Below are 16368 nucleotides of genomic sequence, written 5' to 3'. Positions count from 1 at the left end.
GTATAATTACAAAGAAAATTTTATATAGTGCATGGCTGGCATTATGTATATATTTATTTACACTTCTTATAAGCTTTGTGCTAGCTAGTATTATTAATGGTCCAGGAGGCATACTATATCCTATAATAATGTTTACTACAGAGCTACCAGAAACGGCACCGATTTGGATTGTGACTATAAAAATGTTAACTCTTCAAGTTCTAAGCATACTTAACATCGTTTTACTAATTTCACTAATCAGTTTCTTTATAAAAAATAATCTAGTTACCTTATTAGTATCAATTGTCCTGGTAATAGGTTCATCAATGACCTTAAAATCTAATGAAGCTTTTCATTCCATTGCCCATTTGAATCCTTTCACTTATATTTCGAGTGGGGATGTTGTAACACGATTCATAACTCAAGACACCAGTAACATCCACATTACGTTTGAAAATGGGATCATTCTACTGTGTATTCTATCAATTGTACTATTTACTTTAAATATGATTTTTGCATATCGTAAAAAGAAAAACCCGATTCTTCCTCAGCTTCATGCTGAAGGCGGGCTGGGTTGGTGCTTTGAAATCGCCAAAGTTCTCTGATTTGTTGAGATAAGTTTGGAAGAGTGGGAGTTTTTTTAAAAAAATTCCTGATTTAGGTGTATAAAAGTTTTAAATATGGCAATAATGTTGAATATAAGGTATTCCCCCCTTATTATATATTTTTGAAAGGTCCACTCTTATGGGTGGATCTCTTTTTATATAAAAGAATCATGTTTGTCAAGCGTTCACAGGATTACTCCTTTAAAAAGTGCAAGTTATTCTTACAAGTTGGATGTTAGTTAAGGATTAAGGTCCCCAGTTCTATCCCCAGAACATTCTTCCACAGAAAAAATTTACAAACATTTATCTTTTTATCTACATGCCAGTACCTTATAATATAGTAAACTTGACCTATACCAAAAGGACTATAAAAATACAAAATCTTATATAGTAGGAGGTGCTTTGGTTGGGGGATATGAGACTTTATTTGTTTTTGGCCGTTTTAGTAAACTTCTTCTTTTATTATAGATTGCTTTCTATGAAGGAGATTGGAAATTCCTATTTTCGTTCGTTTAAGATATCTATAGGCATGACCAGTGTTTTTTGGGTAACGACTATACTTCTTATTTTATCATTTAGACAAGGAAATCTATCAGACTATTTATCTCTAGAAATGATTCCACTGTTTATAGCATCCTTGTTGATCTGTTCGTTCTGTTTTCATTATTTAAAAGAAATCGGGACTAAGAAGAACGCCAAACACCTCCTATTTGCAAGCGTCATATTGGGAGTTGGCTTTGTCCTAGTTGAAGCACTATATCTCGCTTTTGGTTTAGCTTTACTGGAAGACATCCAGCCGATAACTTTACTAATAGGCTTAATTTATACGATTAGTTGTATATTTCTAACACTTCGAATCAAGCAGCAATTACGAATCGACCAAAATAGTATGAAGAAAAAGACAGGACAGCATTACTTAATGATACTGGGCTTTATTGTCGGTCATGCCATATTTGGTGGCATTTTTACTGTGACTGAGGCATTTCAAGTGTCTTCGAATCCAGATTATTTTGTGGTTGAGTTCATTAGCCTTTTATTACTTATCTCTATTTCTATTATATATGGGGAGCTTCAGTATAATGAGAAGCAACTGGAGCTATCTAGTAAGAATGAGGATCTCAACTTTTTAGCCTATCATGATATGCTGACACAGCTGCCCAATCGATTATTCCTAAAGGATAAAATCAAAGAATTAATCGCAAAGAAAGAGCCGTTTTATTTGTTCTTCCTTGACTTAGACCACTTTAAATCTGTGAATGACTATTATGGTCATCATTTGGGAGATGAGTTGTTAAAGACCGTCTCAAAACGGATAGTAAGTACCCTCACTGAAGAAGACTATGCGGCCCGTTTAGGTGGGGATGAATTCACAATTATTTTGAGATCCGCAAAAGGGAAGGAAGCCCTAGAGATTTATGCTGAATCTTTAATTCAAAGCATTTCAACCCCAATTGCACTTGAAGGAAATGAGATACATGTGACAACGAGCTTAGGGATTTCAAGATTTCCTAATGATGGTGTTTCTGTTTACGATCTAATGAAAAAAGCAGACATTGCTATGTATCATGCAAAAGCAGAAGGAAGGAACACTTACTGCTTACATAATAAAGAGCTTGAAGAAGGTCTGATGAAGGAATTGAAATTAAAGGAAGATCTTTCTCTTGCATTAGACAAAGATGAATTTGAGGTTTATTATCAGCCAATCATTGGTTTAAAAGATAAGAGAGTAATCGGCTTTGAAGCATTGATTAGGTGGAATCACTATGAAAAGGGACTTCTTCCACCAAGTGATTTTATCTACTTAGCAGAGGAGACGGGGACTATTATTCCAATAGGGGAGTGGGTACTTCGCACTGCTTGTCAGAGAGTACAAGCTTGGAATGAGCACTATCAAGAGTCCTATAAAATTTCAGTGAACCTATCATTAAAGCAATTCTCAAAGAAGAATTTAGTTTTGACCATAATGGAGATTTTAAAGGAAACAGGCTTGGCTCCTTCTCTACTAGAATTAGAGATTACGGAGAGCACTGCTATGCTCGATACAGAATATACACTAAGAACGATTCGAAAGATAAAAGAGTTAGGTATTCAAATTTCAATTGATGATTTTGGAACAGGTTATAGTTCTTTAAGCCATTTAAAACAATTTGAAGTACAAACCATAAAAATTGATAAGTCATTTATTGGGGACATCCTCGAAACAGGAAGTGAACGCGGAATCGCCAGTGCCATTTTAACACTAGCCCAGAACTTGGGGCTTCGCGTAGTTGCAGAGGGTGTAGAAGAGAGCGAACAAGTACATTACTTACTGAACCAAGGCTGTGAAAATGCTCAAGGGTTTCTGTTCAGTAGACCATTAAGCAGTGAGATGATGGAATCTTATATTGTAAAAGAACGAAGTACTAAATTATCAAAAGCTGTTACCCTTTCATAAGTTGACCGCAAGAACACTTGGATTAGTCTGAGTGTTTTTTGTATATGGATCATTGTGGATTTAATAGTTTCCTGTTTATTTCCTCAATAACATCCGAAAATTGATCATAAGTGCCAGGGTTGCTAAACCAAAAGCCTTGTGCTTGGTTACAATGATTTTCAGTAAGGAATTGATAGTGATTCTTTGTTTCAACGCCTTCAGCTGTGACACATAAGTTAAGGTGGTGAGCTATTGAGATTATTATATTCGTGACGATATTTTTATCACTAGGGTTTGTTGATAAATCTTGAACAAAGGAACGATCAATTTTTAAACAATCAATGGGTAGGGTTTTCAAGTAGGTCAAGGAGCTATAGCCTGTTCCGAAATCATCTAAGGCGATCTTAACTCCAATCAGCTTTAAGCCTAAAATAATTAGTGTAAGTATTCCAATTTTCCAGTTTACTATGCTGTTAGAAAACCTAGTTTCGTATTATTAAAACTTTCTGTAGATATTCTGGCAACTTGTCTCATATGTATATAGTACAAACCATCACGGGACAAGGAGACTTTGCATGAATACTTTCTTTAAGGGATTAGTTTTTCTTGTGATTGCAGCATTTATTGGAGAATGTTTAGAGTTCTTTGTAAATTTAGTGTTAGCTAGACAGTTAGGTGAGCATGGTATGGGCTTATTCATGACCATTCTTCCTTCAATATTTTTAGTGGTTGTTGTTGCGAGCTTAGAGCTTCCTATCTCGATTTCAAAGTATATTGCTGAAAAAGATGAACAATATCACCGAACTACGATGAAGCATGCAGCAAGATTCACGATTAAATTAGCCTTTGTTTTCGTTGCAATTGGTCTATTTATTGTGCCAAATGTGCCGATTTTTGGTGAATATCATCCATTTGTGAAGTGGTTAGTCATTATCTTAATTCCAATTGTTTCGATATCTTCGCTAGCAAAGGGTTACTTTATGGGAAAGCAAGATATGAGCAAAATTGCTTTTTCTAATTTTTTAAGGAAAGCCGTTCAACTCTTATTATTAGTTTTTTTATATCAGCTTTTTTCATTCGAATTAAACACAGCCATTCTAATCGCACTATGTACGTTAATAGGTAGTGAGCTTGTTGTTACTCTTTATTTATTACATGCTTTTTTTATTCAATGGCAATTTGTGAAACAGGGTAGATACACGGTTCTGACACGAAAAGAGGTTCAAAAAAATTTATTAGCCGTGTCCATTCCGACAACCGGAATGAGACTTTTTCATGCCGTTACACATGCAATCCAACCTTTCCTAATCAAGGAAGCACTTCTACGGTCTGGAGTACCAGAGGGACTTGCTACTGAACAATTTGGATTAATGGCTGGTGTCGCAATGAGTATCGGATTCTTTCCGGCATTTATTGCCCACTCCTTATTAATAGCTTTGATTCCGACAGTATCGGAGGCTTATGAGAAGAAGGAGTTTGGCAAACTACAAAAAATCTTGCAACAAGTCATGATCATAACAGCGATTTACGGATTTCCGGCAGTTTTCTTATTTTATTTCTTTGCAGATCCGTTAACACATATCTTTTTTCAATCATCTTCTGCTACCCTTTACCTGCAAATTCTTTGGCCCTATTTCTTCATTCATTTTTTTATCATACCCATGCAGGCCTTTTTAATTGGATTAGGACTTGTTAAGGATGCCTTCTATCACTCGGTTTGGTCGACTGTTTTTCAATTTATCGTAATGTTTCTATTAGGTTCTACCCACTTAGAAATGCAAGGAGTTATTATCGGAATGAACTTTGGAGCTATGCTCATCATGCTCATGCATTACTTAACTATTTGTCAAAGAATTGGTCTGTCAGTTTGGTTGAAAGATCCTGCAAAAGGTATGAAAAATGTTTTAAGATGAACAGTAACTATGGTAAAAACCTTAGGCAATATAATGGTGAAATCCCACTGTAGATAGTAAATAGTAGTGGGATTTTTTTAAGTGGTTCATTAAACTTATCAAGTAGATTGACCATGTTGGTCAACTACTCCGATAATTCATCATCTAAAGCATGTATTCTACCATGCATTTTCCCAATACCAAGATATTCCATGTTGCTTTATAATAGAGCTAGAGAAGTAGATTGGAGCTGGGAGCATGAATAAAGTGGTAGCCTGTATTCTTTTGATGCTGGTCGTAACACAGGATGTGATGGCCAAAAAAGCTTAACTGCCTTACAAATGGAGATTGAGGACATTCGTCATTCGTTGGTTGAGGAAGGTCTTACAATTCAGCCCATTGTTTCCTTTGATTATGTAGTGGATCATGGTGAACAAGGTTTAGTTCACTTACAGCTTAAAATGAAGAATATATCTGCGGTTGACCTGAAGGATTTTTCATTTATTGCAATGTTTCCTGTTGAAAAAGGGACTAACGAAACAGAGAGTGTTCTTGAAAATGTAGGCGAGCCGATCACGTTTAAAAAGGGAGAGACTTTAGTTGTAGAAAAGGGTGTCAAACTAAAGGATTATTCAGCTGTTCAGCATATTGATGAACTATTTTCTTCAATGAAGATTCGCTATTATTGGGGAGATAATGGACAATTTAGGCGTAAGGATATCATTGTTTCGGGTATTTGATCATTGCGATTAGTAGATTTGATTTAATAGATAAAAAATAGAAAACACAAACATTTACATATTAAACATTGTTTGTTATTAGAAAATTTGATAAACTCTAATTAAATTTCAAAATGCTGTAAATGAATGTACGTACAATTCATTTATGGCATTTTTTCATTCCAAACGAAGAAGGGTCGAGATTTGTCCGCGAAGGATTAGCGAGGAAGAATCTTAAACTTAACAACGAGTAGAGAGAGCACTCAATATAGAATGCTAGAAGAAGATTGGGAGAGAAGAACAGATGGTAGTTAACTGAATAGGGTGTTTCAAAAAAGTTTTTTTAGTGAAATATGGCTTAACGCTGATATATTCAGATAATCGCTGATATATTCAGATGAAGGCATCCAAATTCTTTATTTCGTCAATTGATGCAAGTTCGTTATCTAGACGTACTGGAAACACCGCACTTGATAGATCGACATTACCTGTTGGGATTGACATATTATTTGAGATGATGGCTTGCTTCACATCTTCGAGACTTAGACCGTACTTTAGCAGTTCATTTGGGAGAGTTTTAATGAAAATTTTGTTATCAAATAGTCCATCTGATTGAACAGAACTAACGCCTTCAATGGATTCAAGTTCGGGTACCATCTTGTCTTTTACAAAAGATTGAACCTTAACTAATTGCCCTTTTGCATAGATTCCGACCGAATAGACAGTAGGATCTGGTTCAGGTCCTTCTCTAATGTACTCTGGTGCTTCAGCTGTTTCGGGTAGTTTAATTTTATCGACAGCCGTTCGTATTAGTTGTTCCGCATCATCCATCTTGACCGAAAGATCAAACTCCATTGTGGCATACACAGCGTTTGCAAGTCCGTCTGAATAGACATTTTTGACCCCATCCACATTCATTGATTCCTTTTCTAAAGGCTCACCGATTTCTTTCATAGCGAGCTCTGGGGATGCACCGGGATAGACGATTAATACGGTTAAATACGGGATATCAATGTTCGGGTATTTTTCGATATTGATTTGCTGAAGGGAATAAATGCCGTCCCCGACAACTAGCATGATGAGAAGACATAAGGCAATTCCGTTGTTGTTCATACTAAACCGTATAATTGACTTCATAAATGATTTCCTCTGATTTCGTGTTTATATACACCAAATTGATTATAATGCTTCCAGGCTAAAAAAATACCTTGAAAGTGGATATAGTTTGTAAATTTTTCCTATGTTTTATGTTAAAATAATGCAGCTAAAGTTAGAATGCTCTAAAGATCTACATTTAAGTAAGACTTCAGTCTTATGGAGATTTTTTGAGAGTAATGGTTAGTGGGAGCATAGACATGAGGAAACCCTTGATCACACTTGTGCGAATCAAGGGTACTTGTTATCTCTTTAAAAATCAAAGTTATCTGGATCAGAACCATTTCGTTCATTGCGATTAAGTCCATCGATCCTCATCATTTCTTCTGATGTTAGTTCAAAATCAAAAATACTAGAATTTTCAATGATTCTACTCTCTTTGATAGACTTTGGAATGGTAACCACTTCGTTTTGAATATCCCAGCGTAAAATAATTTGAGCCGTGGATTTTTGGTATTTTTCAGCGATTTCAATCAAAGTAGGCTCAGAAAGAAGCTTGCCTTGCTTAAGTGGAGACCATGCTTCAAGCTGAATACTATTCTGTTTACAGAACTCATGAAGTTCCTTTTGAGTGAGGTGTGGGTGATATTCCACTTGATTTACCATTGGCATAATTTCGGCATTACTCATCAAATCTTCTAAATGATGGATGTTAAAATTACTAACACCAATGGCACGGACACGACCATCCTTATATAGCTTTTCAAGGGCTTTCCACGTGTCATTGTATTTCCCTTTTACTGGCCAGTGAATTAAATACAAATCAAGGTAGTCCAGTCCAAGCTTTTCAAGACTAGTTTCAAATGCTTGGAGAGTGGATTCATAGCCTTGTTCAGAATTCCATACCTTCGTCGTGATGAAAAGCTCTGCGCGTGCGACCTCGGATTCTTTAATAGCTTGACCGACACCTTCTTCATTTTGATAGATGGTTGCGGTATCAATACTTCGATACCCGTTTTTAATAGCTGCTTTTACAGAATCAACGACTTCAGTACCTTCTTTTATTTTAAAAACGCCAAGTCCAAGCCATTGCATGGAGACACCGTTATGTAGGGTGGTTGTAGACTGTAATCTATTCAATATCGTTTACCTCCAGTAATTTTAGTTGATTTACTAGTCTATTTTCGCATACAGGTTAATAAAATGCTCAATTAAAAGTAGTACAAGGTTGTTTGATAGCTGTATATGAACTTATAGGTATAATTAGGTACTAAAAGTAATGGGTAGAAATGCCTAAATTGATAAGTTGGGAGTGGTGATTATTTTGAAAAAGATCGTACTAACTTTGCTAGGATTATGTATGCTTTTTCTTGCTGCTTGTGGGAATCAAGCCGCGGTTAGTGAACCTATCGTGTTGAAGAACCAGGACGGTACCGAAATTACGTTTCCAGGTAGTAAGCCGGTGCTGTTTTTCTTCATGACGACCTACACCTGAACATTGTGTCAACAGCAGCTGGTTCAGTTGCATGAGAATCTAGACATGTTTAAAGAGTTAGGTGTGGATATGTATATCGTGAGTGGGGATGAGCCCGCGCAACAAAAGGAGCTTTTCACAGCATTGGAAGAACAATTTGGCGAAAGTGTTCCATTTATATCAGATCCGAAATTAGCACTGATTGAGCAAATGGGTATGAAAAACAATGATATTGCTTACCGTGGCTATGGGCTTCTTTCTGAGGATGGAACGGTTGTTTTCTCAACGAAAAATGACCACTGGGGCGAGCAACTTGATGCAACACTTGAGGAAATAAAGGACCATTTAGAAACGAAATGACAGCCAATATTTTAAAGTAGATATGAATGTATCAATTCTGAAATCCTCTCATATATATAGTAAAAAATCGTTGAAATATTAGTTAACTGTCTATATAATTATGAAGATTTAGCAAATATCAATGAAGGGAGTGGTCTGTATGAATACATGTATCGTTCTTTCATTCAGTCACTCTTATTTATTTTTTGAACAATGGCTTAGGCTATTGTTCTTTTTTTTGCGAAAAAGCGGAGGAAGTTTTTTAGGATGATTAGATACAAGCGTGTTTTAATCAAGCTAAGCGGGGGAGCATTAGCAGGTGAAGATGGAGAGAACTTTGATCCAGAACGTCTCAATCACATTGCTGATGAGGTGCAGTCAATTGTTCAATTGGGAATAGAGGTTGCCATCGTTGTGGGTGGAGGCAATATCTTTAGAGGAAAGCTTGCAGAGATATGGGGAATCGACCGAGTGGAAGCAGACAATATTGGGACAATGGGCACCATTATCAATAGTTTAATGCTTAGAGGTGTACTTAAAAAACAGACAGGTAAAGAAGTACGTGTCATGACCTCTGTTCCTGTTGCGACAGTTGCAGAACCTTATATTCGCCTTCGTGCCATCCACCATTTAGAAAAAGGTTATGTTGTCATCTTTGCAGGGGGAAATGGACAGCCTTTTGTTACAACTGATTATCCAAGTGTACAAAGAGCTCTCGAAACAAATTGTGAGGCTATCTTAGTGGCAAAACAAGGAGTGGATGGCGTATTTACGAGCGATCCCAAACGAGATAGAACGGCGAGAATGTATCGACATTTAAATTATCAAGACGTTGTTATCCAAAACATTCAAGTGATGGACCAAGCGGCACTCCTCCTGGCTCGGGACCACAATCTACCTGTACATGTCTTTAACTTTGATCAATCCGGAGTCATGAAAAGACTTTGTGTTGGAGAACATGTGGGTACATTAATAAGCCATGAGCAAAGTGTGCTTTGCTGACTCTAAAAGTTGCACCAATGGATGAATATGAAAAATCTACTTAATTTGTTCAGAATTTTGTCCTAATTAAACGGCTTATCTGTTACCTTTTTTCGATACAATAATAGGAGAAGGAAAATGATCGAAAGAGGTGAACAGGGTGGATTATTCAATAGTGGCTTCAGAAGACAAGATTCGAAGAGCGTATGAAGAAGGAGAATTTAAAGACCTTCCTGGTTATGGAAAACCTTTAGAGCTAGAAGATTTGTCCTCCATTCCCCAGGAGCTCCGAATGGCGTATAAAATGCTTAAAAATGGTGGCTATAATCCTGAGGAGCATAAGCTAAAGAGTGAAATGAAAACGATTGAGGATCTAATAGCTAGTAGTAAGGATGAACATCAAATAGGAATCTTTAAGAGGCAGCTAAATGCGAAAACAGTCCGACTAAATAGCTTAGTGAAAAAGCGGCAGATATCAAATTCTTCTGCATTTAAGGATTACGGAGATAAGATGTATAGTAAGTTCAAATAGTCCAAGAATGATGCCTATTCGGGACAGGGAACGGGAAAAAAGGATGCTTGTGTCCCGTATAAAGCCTAATCGGGACTGGGATCGTGAGAAAAAGGATGCTTGTGTCCCGAATAGAGCTTAATCGGGACTGGGATCGGGAGAAAAAGGATGCTTGTGTCCCGAATAGAGCCTAATCGGGACTGGGATCGGGAAAAAAAGGATGCTTGTGTCCTAAATAGAGCCTAATCGGGACTGGGATCGGGGAAAAAAGGAAGCTTGTGTCCCGGATAAAGCCTAATCGGGACTGGATCGGGAGAAAAAGGAAGCTTGTGTCCCAAATAGAGCCTAATCGGGACTGAGATCGGGAGAAAAAGGATGCTTGTGTCCCGAATAGAGCCTAATCGGGACTGGGATCGGGAGAAAAAGGAAGCTTGTGTCCCGAATAGAGCGTATTCGGGACTGGGAACCGGAAAAACAGGATGCTTGTGTCCCGAATAGAGCTTAATCGGGACTGGGATCTGGAGAAAAAGGAAGCTTGTGTCCCGAATAGAGCCTAATCGGGACTGGGTCGGGAGAAAAAGGAAGCCCGTGTCCCAAATAGAGCCTATTCGGGACTGGGAACCGGGAAAAAGAAAGCCCGTGTCCCAAATAGAGCCTAATCGGGACTGGGATCGGGAGAAAAAGGAAGCTTGTGTCCCAAATAGAGCCTAATCGGGACTGGGAACCGGAAAAACAGGAAGCTTGTGTCCCAAATAGAGCCTAATCGGGACTGGGATCGGGAAAAAAAGGATGCTTGTGTCCCGAATAGAGCTTAATCGGGACAGGGAACCGGAAAAAAGGATGCTTGTGTCCCAAATAGAGCCTAATCGGGACTGGATCGGGAGAAAAAGGATGCTTGTGTCCCAAATAGAGCCTAATCGGGACTGGGATCGGGAGAAAAAGGAAGCTTGTGTCCCAAATAGAGCCTAATCGGGACTGGGTCGGGAGAAAAAGGAAGCCTGTGTCCCAAATAGAGCCTAATCAGGACTGGGATCGGGAGAAAAAGGAAGCTTGTGTCTCGAATAGAGCCTAATCGGGACTGGAATCGGGAGAAAAAGGAAGCTTGTGTCCCGAATAGAGCTTAATCGGGACTAGGAAACAGAAAAACAGGATGCTTGTGTCCCGAATAGAGCCTATTCGGGACTGGGATCGGGAAAAAAAGGAAGCTTGTGTCCCGAATAGAGCCTAATCGGGACTGGGAACCGGAAAAACAGGATGCTTGTGTCCCAAATAGAGCCTAATCGGGACTGGGATCGGGAGAAAAAGGATGCTTGTGTCCCAAATAGAGCCTATTCGGGACTGGGAACCGGAAAAACAGGATGCTTGTGTCCCAAATAGAGCCTAATCGGGACTGGATCGGGAGAAAAAGGAAGCTTGTGTCCCAAATAGAGCTTAATCGGGACTGGGTCGGGAGAAAAAGGAAGCTTGTGTCCCGAATAGAGCCTAATCGGGACTGGATCGGGAGAAAAAGGAAGCTTGTGTCCCAAATAGAGCTTAATCGGGACTGGGTCGGGAGAAAAAGGAAGCTTGTGTCCCGAATAGAGCCTAATCGGGACTGGGAACCGGAAAAAAAGGATGCTTGTGTCCCAAATAGAGCTTAATCGGGACTGGATCGGGAGAAAAAGGAAGCTTGTGTCCCAAATAGAGCCTAATCGGGACTGGGTAGCGGAAAAACAGGATGCTTGTGTCCCAAATAGAGCCTAATCGGGACTGGATCGGGAGAAAAAGGAAGCTTGTGTCCCAAATAGAGCTTAATCGGGACTGGGATCGGGAGAAAAAGGAAGCTTGTGTCCCGAATAGAGCTTAATCGGGACTGGGAACCGGAAAAAAAGGAAGCCCGTGTCCCAAATAGAGCCTATTCGGGACTGGGAACCGGAAAAAAAGGAAGCTTGTGTCCCAAATAGAGCCTAATCGGGACTGGATCGGGAGAAAAAGGAAGCTTGTGTCCCAAATAGAGCCTAATCGGGACTGAGAACAAAAAAAAGGAAGCCCGTGTCCCAAATAGAGCCTAAACGGGACTGTGAACCGCAAAAAAAGGAAGCCCGTGTCCCAAATAGAGCCTATTCGGGACTGTGAACCGCAAAAACAGGAAGCCCGTGTCCCGAATAGAGCCTAATCGGGACTGTGAACCGCAAAAACAGGAAGCTTGTGTCCCAAATAGAGCCTAATCGGGACTGAGATCGGGAAAAACAGGAAGCCCGTGTCCCAAATAGAGCTTAATCGGGACTGAGAACAATATGATAACGTTGGAGTAAACAGAATAGAACCGAGGTAGTGTCATGGTGAATAAACTGTTTTTCTTTGTTCTTCTAATTGGATTGCCTTTATCTATCTGTAATTGGGGGCTTCCTGCACTGGCCGACTGTGTTAATGTTTGTCATCTACTGCATAACGATTGTTGCCTTGGCTGGCTTTATGGGCAGAGCAACTGAAAGCTTAGCCATTGTAGCAGGGCCTCAAATTGGTGGATTATTAAATGCGACGTTTGGTAATGCAGTGGAGCTTATTATTTCCATTTTCGCCTTGAAAGCTGGTCTAGTAGGTGTTGTACTCGCTTCCTTAACCGGGTCTGTCCTTTGGAACCTACTGTTAGTTGCAGGACTATCCTTCTTTGTTGGAGGTTTAAAGTATAAGAGGCAAACATTTAATGTTCATGATGCACGTCATAATTCAGGGTTACTTATGTTTGCAGTTATTGTAGCATTTGTGATTCCAGAGGTGTTTTCAATGACAATGAATGAATCAAAGACACTCAGCTTAAGTATAGGAATATCAGTCATATTAATCTTCCTCTATGTGGCAGCGTTAATGTTCCGCTTAGTGACGCATCGTGGGGTGTATCAGCATAAAAGTGAAGCTGAGCATTCACATGAAGAGCCAGAATGGAGCAAGTGGAAGGCGATCATTGTACTCGCTTTAGCAACAGTTGCTGTTGCCTATGTTTCAGAAAGCCTTGTACATACCTTTACTGAAGTTGCTGAGGTGTTTGGCTGGACGGAATTATTTATCGGGGTAATCATTGTTGCAATCGTGGGGAACGCGGCAGAACACGCATCTGCTATCATATTTGCCTATAAAAATAAGATGGATATTGCCGTTGAAATTGCTGTAGGATCGACGCTACAAATAGCTATGTTTGTGGCACCACTATTAGTTCTCATCTCGTTATTTTTTCCTGTGAGCATGCCACTCGTGTTTTCTTTACCAGAATTGATTGCGATGGTTTCGGCAGTCCTATTAACTATTTCCATAACAAATGACGGAGATACAAACTGGTTTGAAGGAGCAACTTTACTTGCTGCCTATGTGATTATGGGAATAGGGTTTTATTTACTTTAAAAACTTTAAAAAGAATAAGAACACAAAAAAAGCTACCGACATCTGGTAGCTTCTTACTTTTCCCTTTTTTCAGGTAACGGGTCAATCTTATGAGAATCGTTTGGTTCGACGCTACTTCTAATTGAATAGTAAAAAACGAAAAGCCCCATCATCAACAAAGCAAATAAAGATAACAAAGTTAGCCACATCGCAACCATTTTGCATTCCCCCTTATCTACATATATGCAAAGAGTGGAAGGACTTGATTATTCATTTACAAAAAAGGTAGGAAAGTAGTCAAGCAGCTAGTCATAGCCTTTAAAGGAATGAATAAAAGGGGGAATTGTGAATGTATCCTATGAATCCACAAGCCGATTATTACTTTTTGTTAGCTGCAAAATATGATCTTATGTCGACGTATTTTAAGTACCATGATCCAGCCTGTCATATTCACTATTATCAAAAGCATCTTCAAGCCATGCAACAAGCTTTCATGTGTTTGAATCAAGGAAAATATCGTTTTGAAAGGCCTACCGATGATGTGACAAAAGCAAAAGTAAGGGTTTTACATGCTTCTCCAGATGCACCAGCAGTGGATATTTATGTAGATGGACAAAAAGTCCTTCAAGGAGTGTTTTTTAAACAATATAGTGAATATTTAGATGTTCCTGTTGGGCCACATACTATTGAGGTTTATCCTGCGGGACAGATGAATCAACCTGTGTTAAGAGAAAATGTTACTGTTATGCCAAGCGTTTATTACACGTTAGCTGCAACGGGCACATTAAATGACCTAGATCTTCAGCCCGTTGTAGATAAACCATTTGTAGAATATGGTCAAACGAAAGCTAGGTTTGTACATTTATCTCCTAATGCCCCTGCAGTTGATATAGTAACGAAAAGAGGGGATGTTTTGTTCTCTGAGATTGCATTTAGAGATTCAAGTCCGTATCAAAATGTTCCGTCGGGTAAAGTGGATTTACAAGTGATAGTCAGTGGAACGAACAATGTTGCACTAGAAGTTCCTACCTTAACCCTCCTACCAAATACAGCTTACTCCATCTATGCTGTGGGTCTAGCAGGTGGTTCACCAGCATTGGATGCACTTGTTTTGAAGGATTCGTAATTTTTATATACTTGGAAACGCCACTAATGTTAAGTGGTGTTTTTTTGATATACTTGTTTTAGTGAAAGAAGAAATGGAAGGGACGGTTACCAAAAATGGAACACCAACAAGTGAGAGAGAATGTGATTCGTAATTTTTTCACAAAAGAAGGAAAATTAAAGCAGATACCCTCTCAAATGAAGAAAAAATTAATCATTCTAGAGTTTATGGTTGAAAAATTAGAGCATGGCAGAAAGTATCAGGAAAAAGAAATGAATGAATTTATCAAGCATTTCCACGAGGATTTTGCTACAATAAGAAGAGAATTCATAGTGAATCAATTTATGTACCGAGAGGATTCGGTATATGAACGTAACCCTAAAGAATTATGGAAGAGAGGGGAATCCCTTTCCTGATAATCGGAACTAGGAAGTAAACATCCTAGTCTTTTTGATTTAATAATAGATGTAGCGCGCAGAAAAAGGGAGTTAGCTAATGAGATTAATAGGTATCTCTGAATATAACCAAATAACCATGCAATTGGCGAGGCCCATATATGACCGACGAAAAAGGGTGTTATTAGCAGCTGGCAGGACCATTCATCCTAAATATTTAGAACGATTAGAGGACATGGATATCCGGTACCTTTTTGTTGAGGATTTTATTTCAAAGGACATTACAATGGAAGAAATGGTGGACATGCCGACATGGATGGATGCCATTGAAGGTATCCAAAAAGTGTATGAGGTTGCATCCTCCAAAAAAATATTTGAAATTCGTGAGCTTCAAAAAATCTGTTCGAAGCTGATTGATGAAGTTTCAAAGAGAAAAGCAATTGTCCTCATACCTACAACCTCCATTCCAGAAGACCTGCGTAAATATGCCCATGCAGTAAATGTTACGCTGCTTTCTCTTCAGGTTGCAAAAAAATTATCAGTTAATAGCCTACGATTAAGGGATTTGGCCTTAGGGGCTTTATTACATGATATTGGCAAAGCTGTTACAACTGATGATGAACAACATCCCCAAGCTGGATTCGATTACTTACGTAAGGTAAGAGAAGTGAAGTTAATATCTGCACATGTAGCCTTTGGGCACCATGAGCAATTAAATGGAGAAGGATTTCCAAGAGGTATATCTGATAAGGAATTTCATGATTTTGCCCAGATTTGTGGAATTTGTAATCTATATGAGAACATGATCTCTCGAGAGAATATTCCACCACACATGGCCATGGAGATGATTATGACTAAAAGTGGAGTGGGATATAGTCAAGAGATTGTTCAATCCTTTATCGATAGCATCCCGAGCTACTCACCAGGGACAAAGGTTATGCTAAACAATGGAAAAAAGGCTATTGTAACAAAGATTAGATCGCTTATGCAGCGTCCAGTTGTTCGATATTTAGACTCCAATCAGGAGATATCGCTTGAAGATCATTACACACTCTTGATTACCGGGATTGTCGAATCAGAAAAATAGTGCAGCTACAATAGCTGCACTATTTTCTTAAATTTCCTAGTTCTTCTGCAATGGCTTGCATTTCACTGATTGAAAAGTGATCTTTGTTCTTTACAAGCATATAAATATCCTTAAGCTCTTCGTATGCTTCCTCACTAAAATGAGATGATTTTAAAACACCAGCATTAAGAATTCTTAATTTTGTAGTAATCTCGGTCACCATATATTCAATGTTTTCAACCTTTTTTTCTTTCAAATCCAACCGTATCAGCTCCTTCAAATAGCACGTTATCATTATTGTATCATGAAAAATTCAAAACATGATAAAACCATTACCACCAACTTTAATTTTTCGGAGAAATTCTATGAAATTCTACCCTAGTTTAATATAAGTAAATCTAGGGAAAATAAAACAAAAAAGAGATTGGGTTGAATAG

The 16368-nt window shown here is 38.5% G+C and carries 16 protein-coding genes and 1 pseudogene; 12 read left to right on the top strand and 5 right to left on the bottom strand.

Going from position 1 to position 16368, the window contains the following annotated elements:
* Both ACOI1C_RS19970 and ACOI1C_RS19965 read left to right on the top strand, forming a co-directional pair.
* The coding region (locus ACOI1C_RS19970) for a hypothetical protein (RefSeq protein ID WP_422512321.1) at positions 1-584 on the top strand (584 nt) is incomplete at its 5' end.
* Positions 585-999: 415 nt separating this feature from the next.
* A complete protein-coding gene (locus ACOI1C_RS19965; protein WP_422512326.1) occupies positions 1000-3018 on the top strand; it encodes a putative bifunctional diguanylate cyclase/phosphodiesterase in 2019 nt (672 codons plus the stop codon).
* Positions 3019-3067: 49 nt separating this feature from the next.
* Here ACOI1C_RS19965 and ACOI1C_RS19960 read toward each other — a convergent pair whose 3' ends face one another.
* The gene (locus tag ACOI1C_RS19960; RefSeq protein WP_422512325.1) at positions 3068-3412 is read right to left on the bottom strand and encodes an EAL domain-containing protein; all 345 of its coding nucleotides are present in this window, start codon (positions 3410-3412) and stop codon (positions 3068-3070) included.
* Positions 3413-3572: 160 nt separating this feature from the next.
* On the opposite strand from ACOI1C_RS19960, the gene ACOI1C_RS19955 reads away from it, so the two are divergent.
* Complete coding sequence (locus ACOI1C_RS19955) at positions 3573-4910, top strand: polysaccharide biosynthesis protein (protein WP_422512320.1); 1338 nt, start codon at positions 3573-3575, stop codon at positions 4908-4910.
* A gap of 320 nt (positions 4911-5230) precedes the next feature.
* Entirely contained in the window at positions 5231-5629 is a 399-nt protein-coding gene (locus ACOI1C_RS19950) for a hypothetical protein (protein WP_422512319.1), read from the top strand.
* A 372-nt stretch (positions 5630-6001) separates the two neighbouring features.
* Here the strand turns inward: ACOI1C_RS19950 and ACOI1C_RS19945 are convergent, their stop codons facing one another.
* On the bottom strand, positions 6002-6745 hold the full coding sequence (locus ACOI1C_RS19945; protein ID WP_422512318.1) for an efflux RND transporter permease subunit: 744 nt from the start codon (positions 6743-6745) through the stop codon (positions 6002-6004).
* A 270-nt stretch (positions 6746-7015) separates the two neighbouring features.
* Positions 7016-7798: an aldo/keto reductase gene (locus ACOI1C_RS19940; RefSeq protein ID WP_422512324.1), complete on the bottom strand. Its 783-nt coding sequence runs from the start codon at positions 7796-7798 to the stop codon at positions 7016-7018.
* A 229-nt stretch (positions 7799-8027) separates the two neighbouring features.
* On the opposite strand from ACOI1C_RS19940, the gene ACOI1C_RS19935 reads away from it, so the two are divergent.
* From ACOI1C_RS19935 to cax, 5 genes are all read left to right on the top strand, one after another.
* Positions 8028-8198 (top strand): hypothetical protein, encoded by a 171-nt coding sequence (locus ACOI1C_RS19935; RefSeq protein ID WP_422512317.1) that lies wholly within the window; start codon positions 8028-8030, stop codon positions 8196-8198.
* A gap of 3 nt (positions 8199-8201) precedes the next feature.
* A complete protein-coding gene (locus ACOI1C_RS19930; RefSeq protein ID WP_422512316.1) occupies positions 8202-8537 on the top strand; it encodes a redoxin domain-containing protein in 336 nt (111 codons plus the stop codon).
* Positions 8538-8783: 246 nt separating this feature from the next.
* Positions 8784-9518, top strand: coding sequence for a UMP kinase (gene pyrH, locus ACOI1C_RS19925; protein WP_422512315.1), 735 nt, complete (start codon positions 8784-8786; stop codon positions 9516-9518).
* Positions 9519-9657: 139 nt separating this feature from the next.
* Entirely contained in the window at positions 9658-10029 is a 372-nt protein-coding gene (locus ACOI1C_RS19920; protein ID WP_422512314.1) for a DUF1992 domain-containing protein, read from the top strand.
* A 2331-nt stretch (positions 10030-12360) separates the two neighbouring features.
* Positions 12361-13386, top strand: a complete 1026-nt coding sequence (gene cax / locus ACOI1C_RS19915) for a calcium/proton exchanger (RefSeq protein WP_422512313.1) — start codon at positions 12361-12363, stop codon at positions 13384-13386.
* Positions 13387-13439: 53 nt separating this feature from the next.
* On the opposite strand, the gene ACOI1C_RS19910 is transcribed toward cax, so the two are convergent.
* Positions 13440-13583, bottom strand: coding sequence for a hypothetical protein (locus ACOI1C_RS19910; protein WP_422512312.1), 144 nt, complete (start codon positions 13581-13583; stop codon positions 13440-13442).
* A gap of 131 nt (positions 13584-13714) precedes the next feature.
* Between ACOI1C_RS19910 and ACOI1C_RS19905 the strand changes: the two genes are divergently transcribed.
* From ACOI1C_RS19905 to ACOI1C_RS19895, 3 genes and pseudogenes are all read left to right on the top strand, one after another.
* Positions 13715-14491, top strand: coding sequence for a DUF4397 domain-containing protein (locus ACOI1C_RS19905; RefSeq protein ID WP_422512311.1), 777 nt, complete (start codon positions 13715-13717; stop codon positions 14489-14491).
* Between the two features lie 98 nt (positions 14492-14589).
* Positions 14590-14886: pseudogene (locus ACOI1C_RS19900) on the top strand (DUF2087 domain-containing protein); the annotation flags it as partial.
* Positions 14887-14965: 79 nt separating this feature from the next.
* Positions 14966-15952: an HD-GYP domain-containing protein gene (locus ACOI1C_RS19895; protein WP_422512310.1), complete on the top strand. Its 987-nt coding sequence runs from the start codon at positions 14966-14968 to the stop codon at positions 15950-15952.
* Positions 15953-15971: 19 nt separating this feature from the next.
* Here ACOI1C_RS19895 and ACOI1C_RS19890 read toward each other — a convergent pair whose 3' ends face one another.
* Positions 15972-16193, bottom strand: coding sequence for a DUF1128 domain-containing protein (locus ACOI1C_RS19890; RefSeq protein WP_422512309.1), 222 nt, complete (start codon positions 16191-16193; stop codon positions 15972-15974).
* Between the last annotated feature and the right edge of the window lie 175 nt (positions 16194-16368).

It is taken from the genome of Bacillus sp. DJP31, assembly GCF_049310945.1.
GTDB lineage: Bacteria > Bacillota > Bacilli > Bacillales > SA4 > Bacillus_BS.
The sequence above is the reverse complement of the archived record's forward strand: the minus strand, read 5'-3'. Positions and strand labels throughout refer to the sequence as shown.

What these genes read in the sequence shown, in the direction of transcription:
- ACOI1C_RS19965 (WP_422512326.1), top strand. Translation starts at nt 1,000, where the DNA reads ATGAGACTTTATTTGTTTTTGGCCGTTTTAGTAAACTTCTTCTTTTAT.
- ACOI1C_RS19955 (WP_422512320.1), top strand. Translation starts at nt 3,573, where the DNA reads ATGAATACTTTCTTTAAGGGATTAGTTTTTCTTGTGATTGCAGCATTT.
- ACOI1C_RS19950 (WP_422512319.1), top strand. Translation starts at nt 5,231, where the DNA reads ATGGAGATTGAGGACATTCGTCATTCGTTGGTTGAGGAAGGTCTTACA.
- ACOI1C_RS19945 (WP_422512318.1), bottom strand. Translation starts at nt 6,745, where the DNA reads ATGAAGTCAATTATACGGTTTAGTATGAACAACAACGGAATTGCCTTA.
- ACOI1C_RS19940 (WP_422512324.1), bottom strand. Translation starts at nt 7,798, where the DNA reads ATGCAATGGCTTGGACTTGGCGTTTTTAAAATAAAAGAAGGTACTGAA.
- pyrH (WP_422512315.1), top strand. Translation starts at nt 8,784, where the DNA reads ATGATTAGATACAAGCGTGTTTTAATCAAGCTAAGCGGGGGAGCATTA.
- ACOI1C_RS19910 (WP_422512312.1), bottom strand. Translation starts at nt 13,583, where the DNA reads ATGGTTGCGATGTGGCTAACTTTGTTATCTTTATTTGCTTTGTTGATG.
- ACOI1C_RS19905 (WP_422512311.1), top strand. Translation starts at nt 13,715, where the DNA reads ATGTATCCTATGAATCCACAAGCCGATTATTACTTTTTGTTAGCTGCA.
- ACOI1C_RS19895 (WP_422512310.1), top strand. Translation starts at nt 14,966, where the DNA reads ATGAGATTAATAGGTATCTCTGAATATAACCAAATAACCATGCAATTG.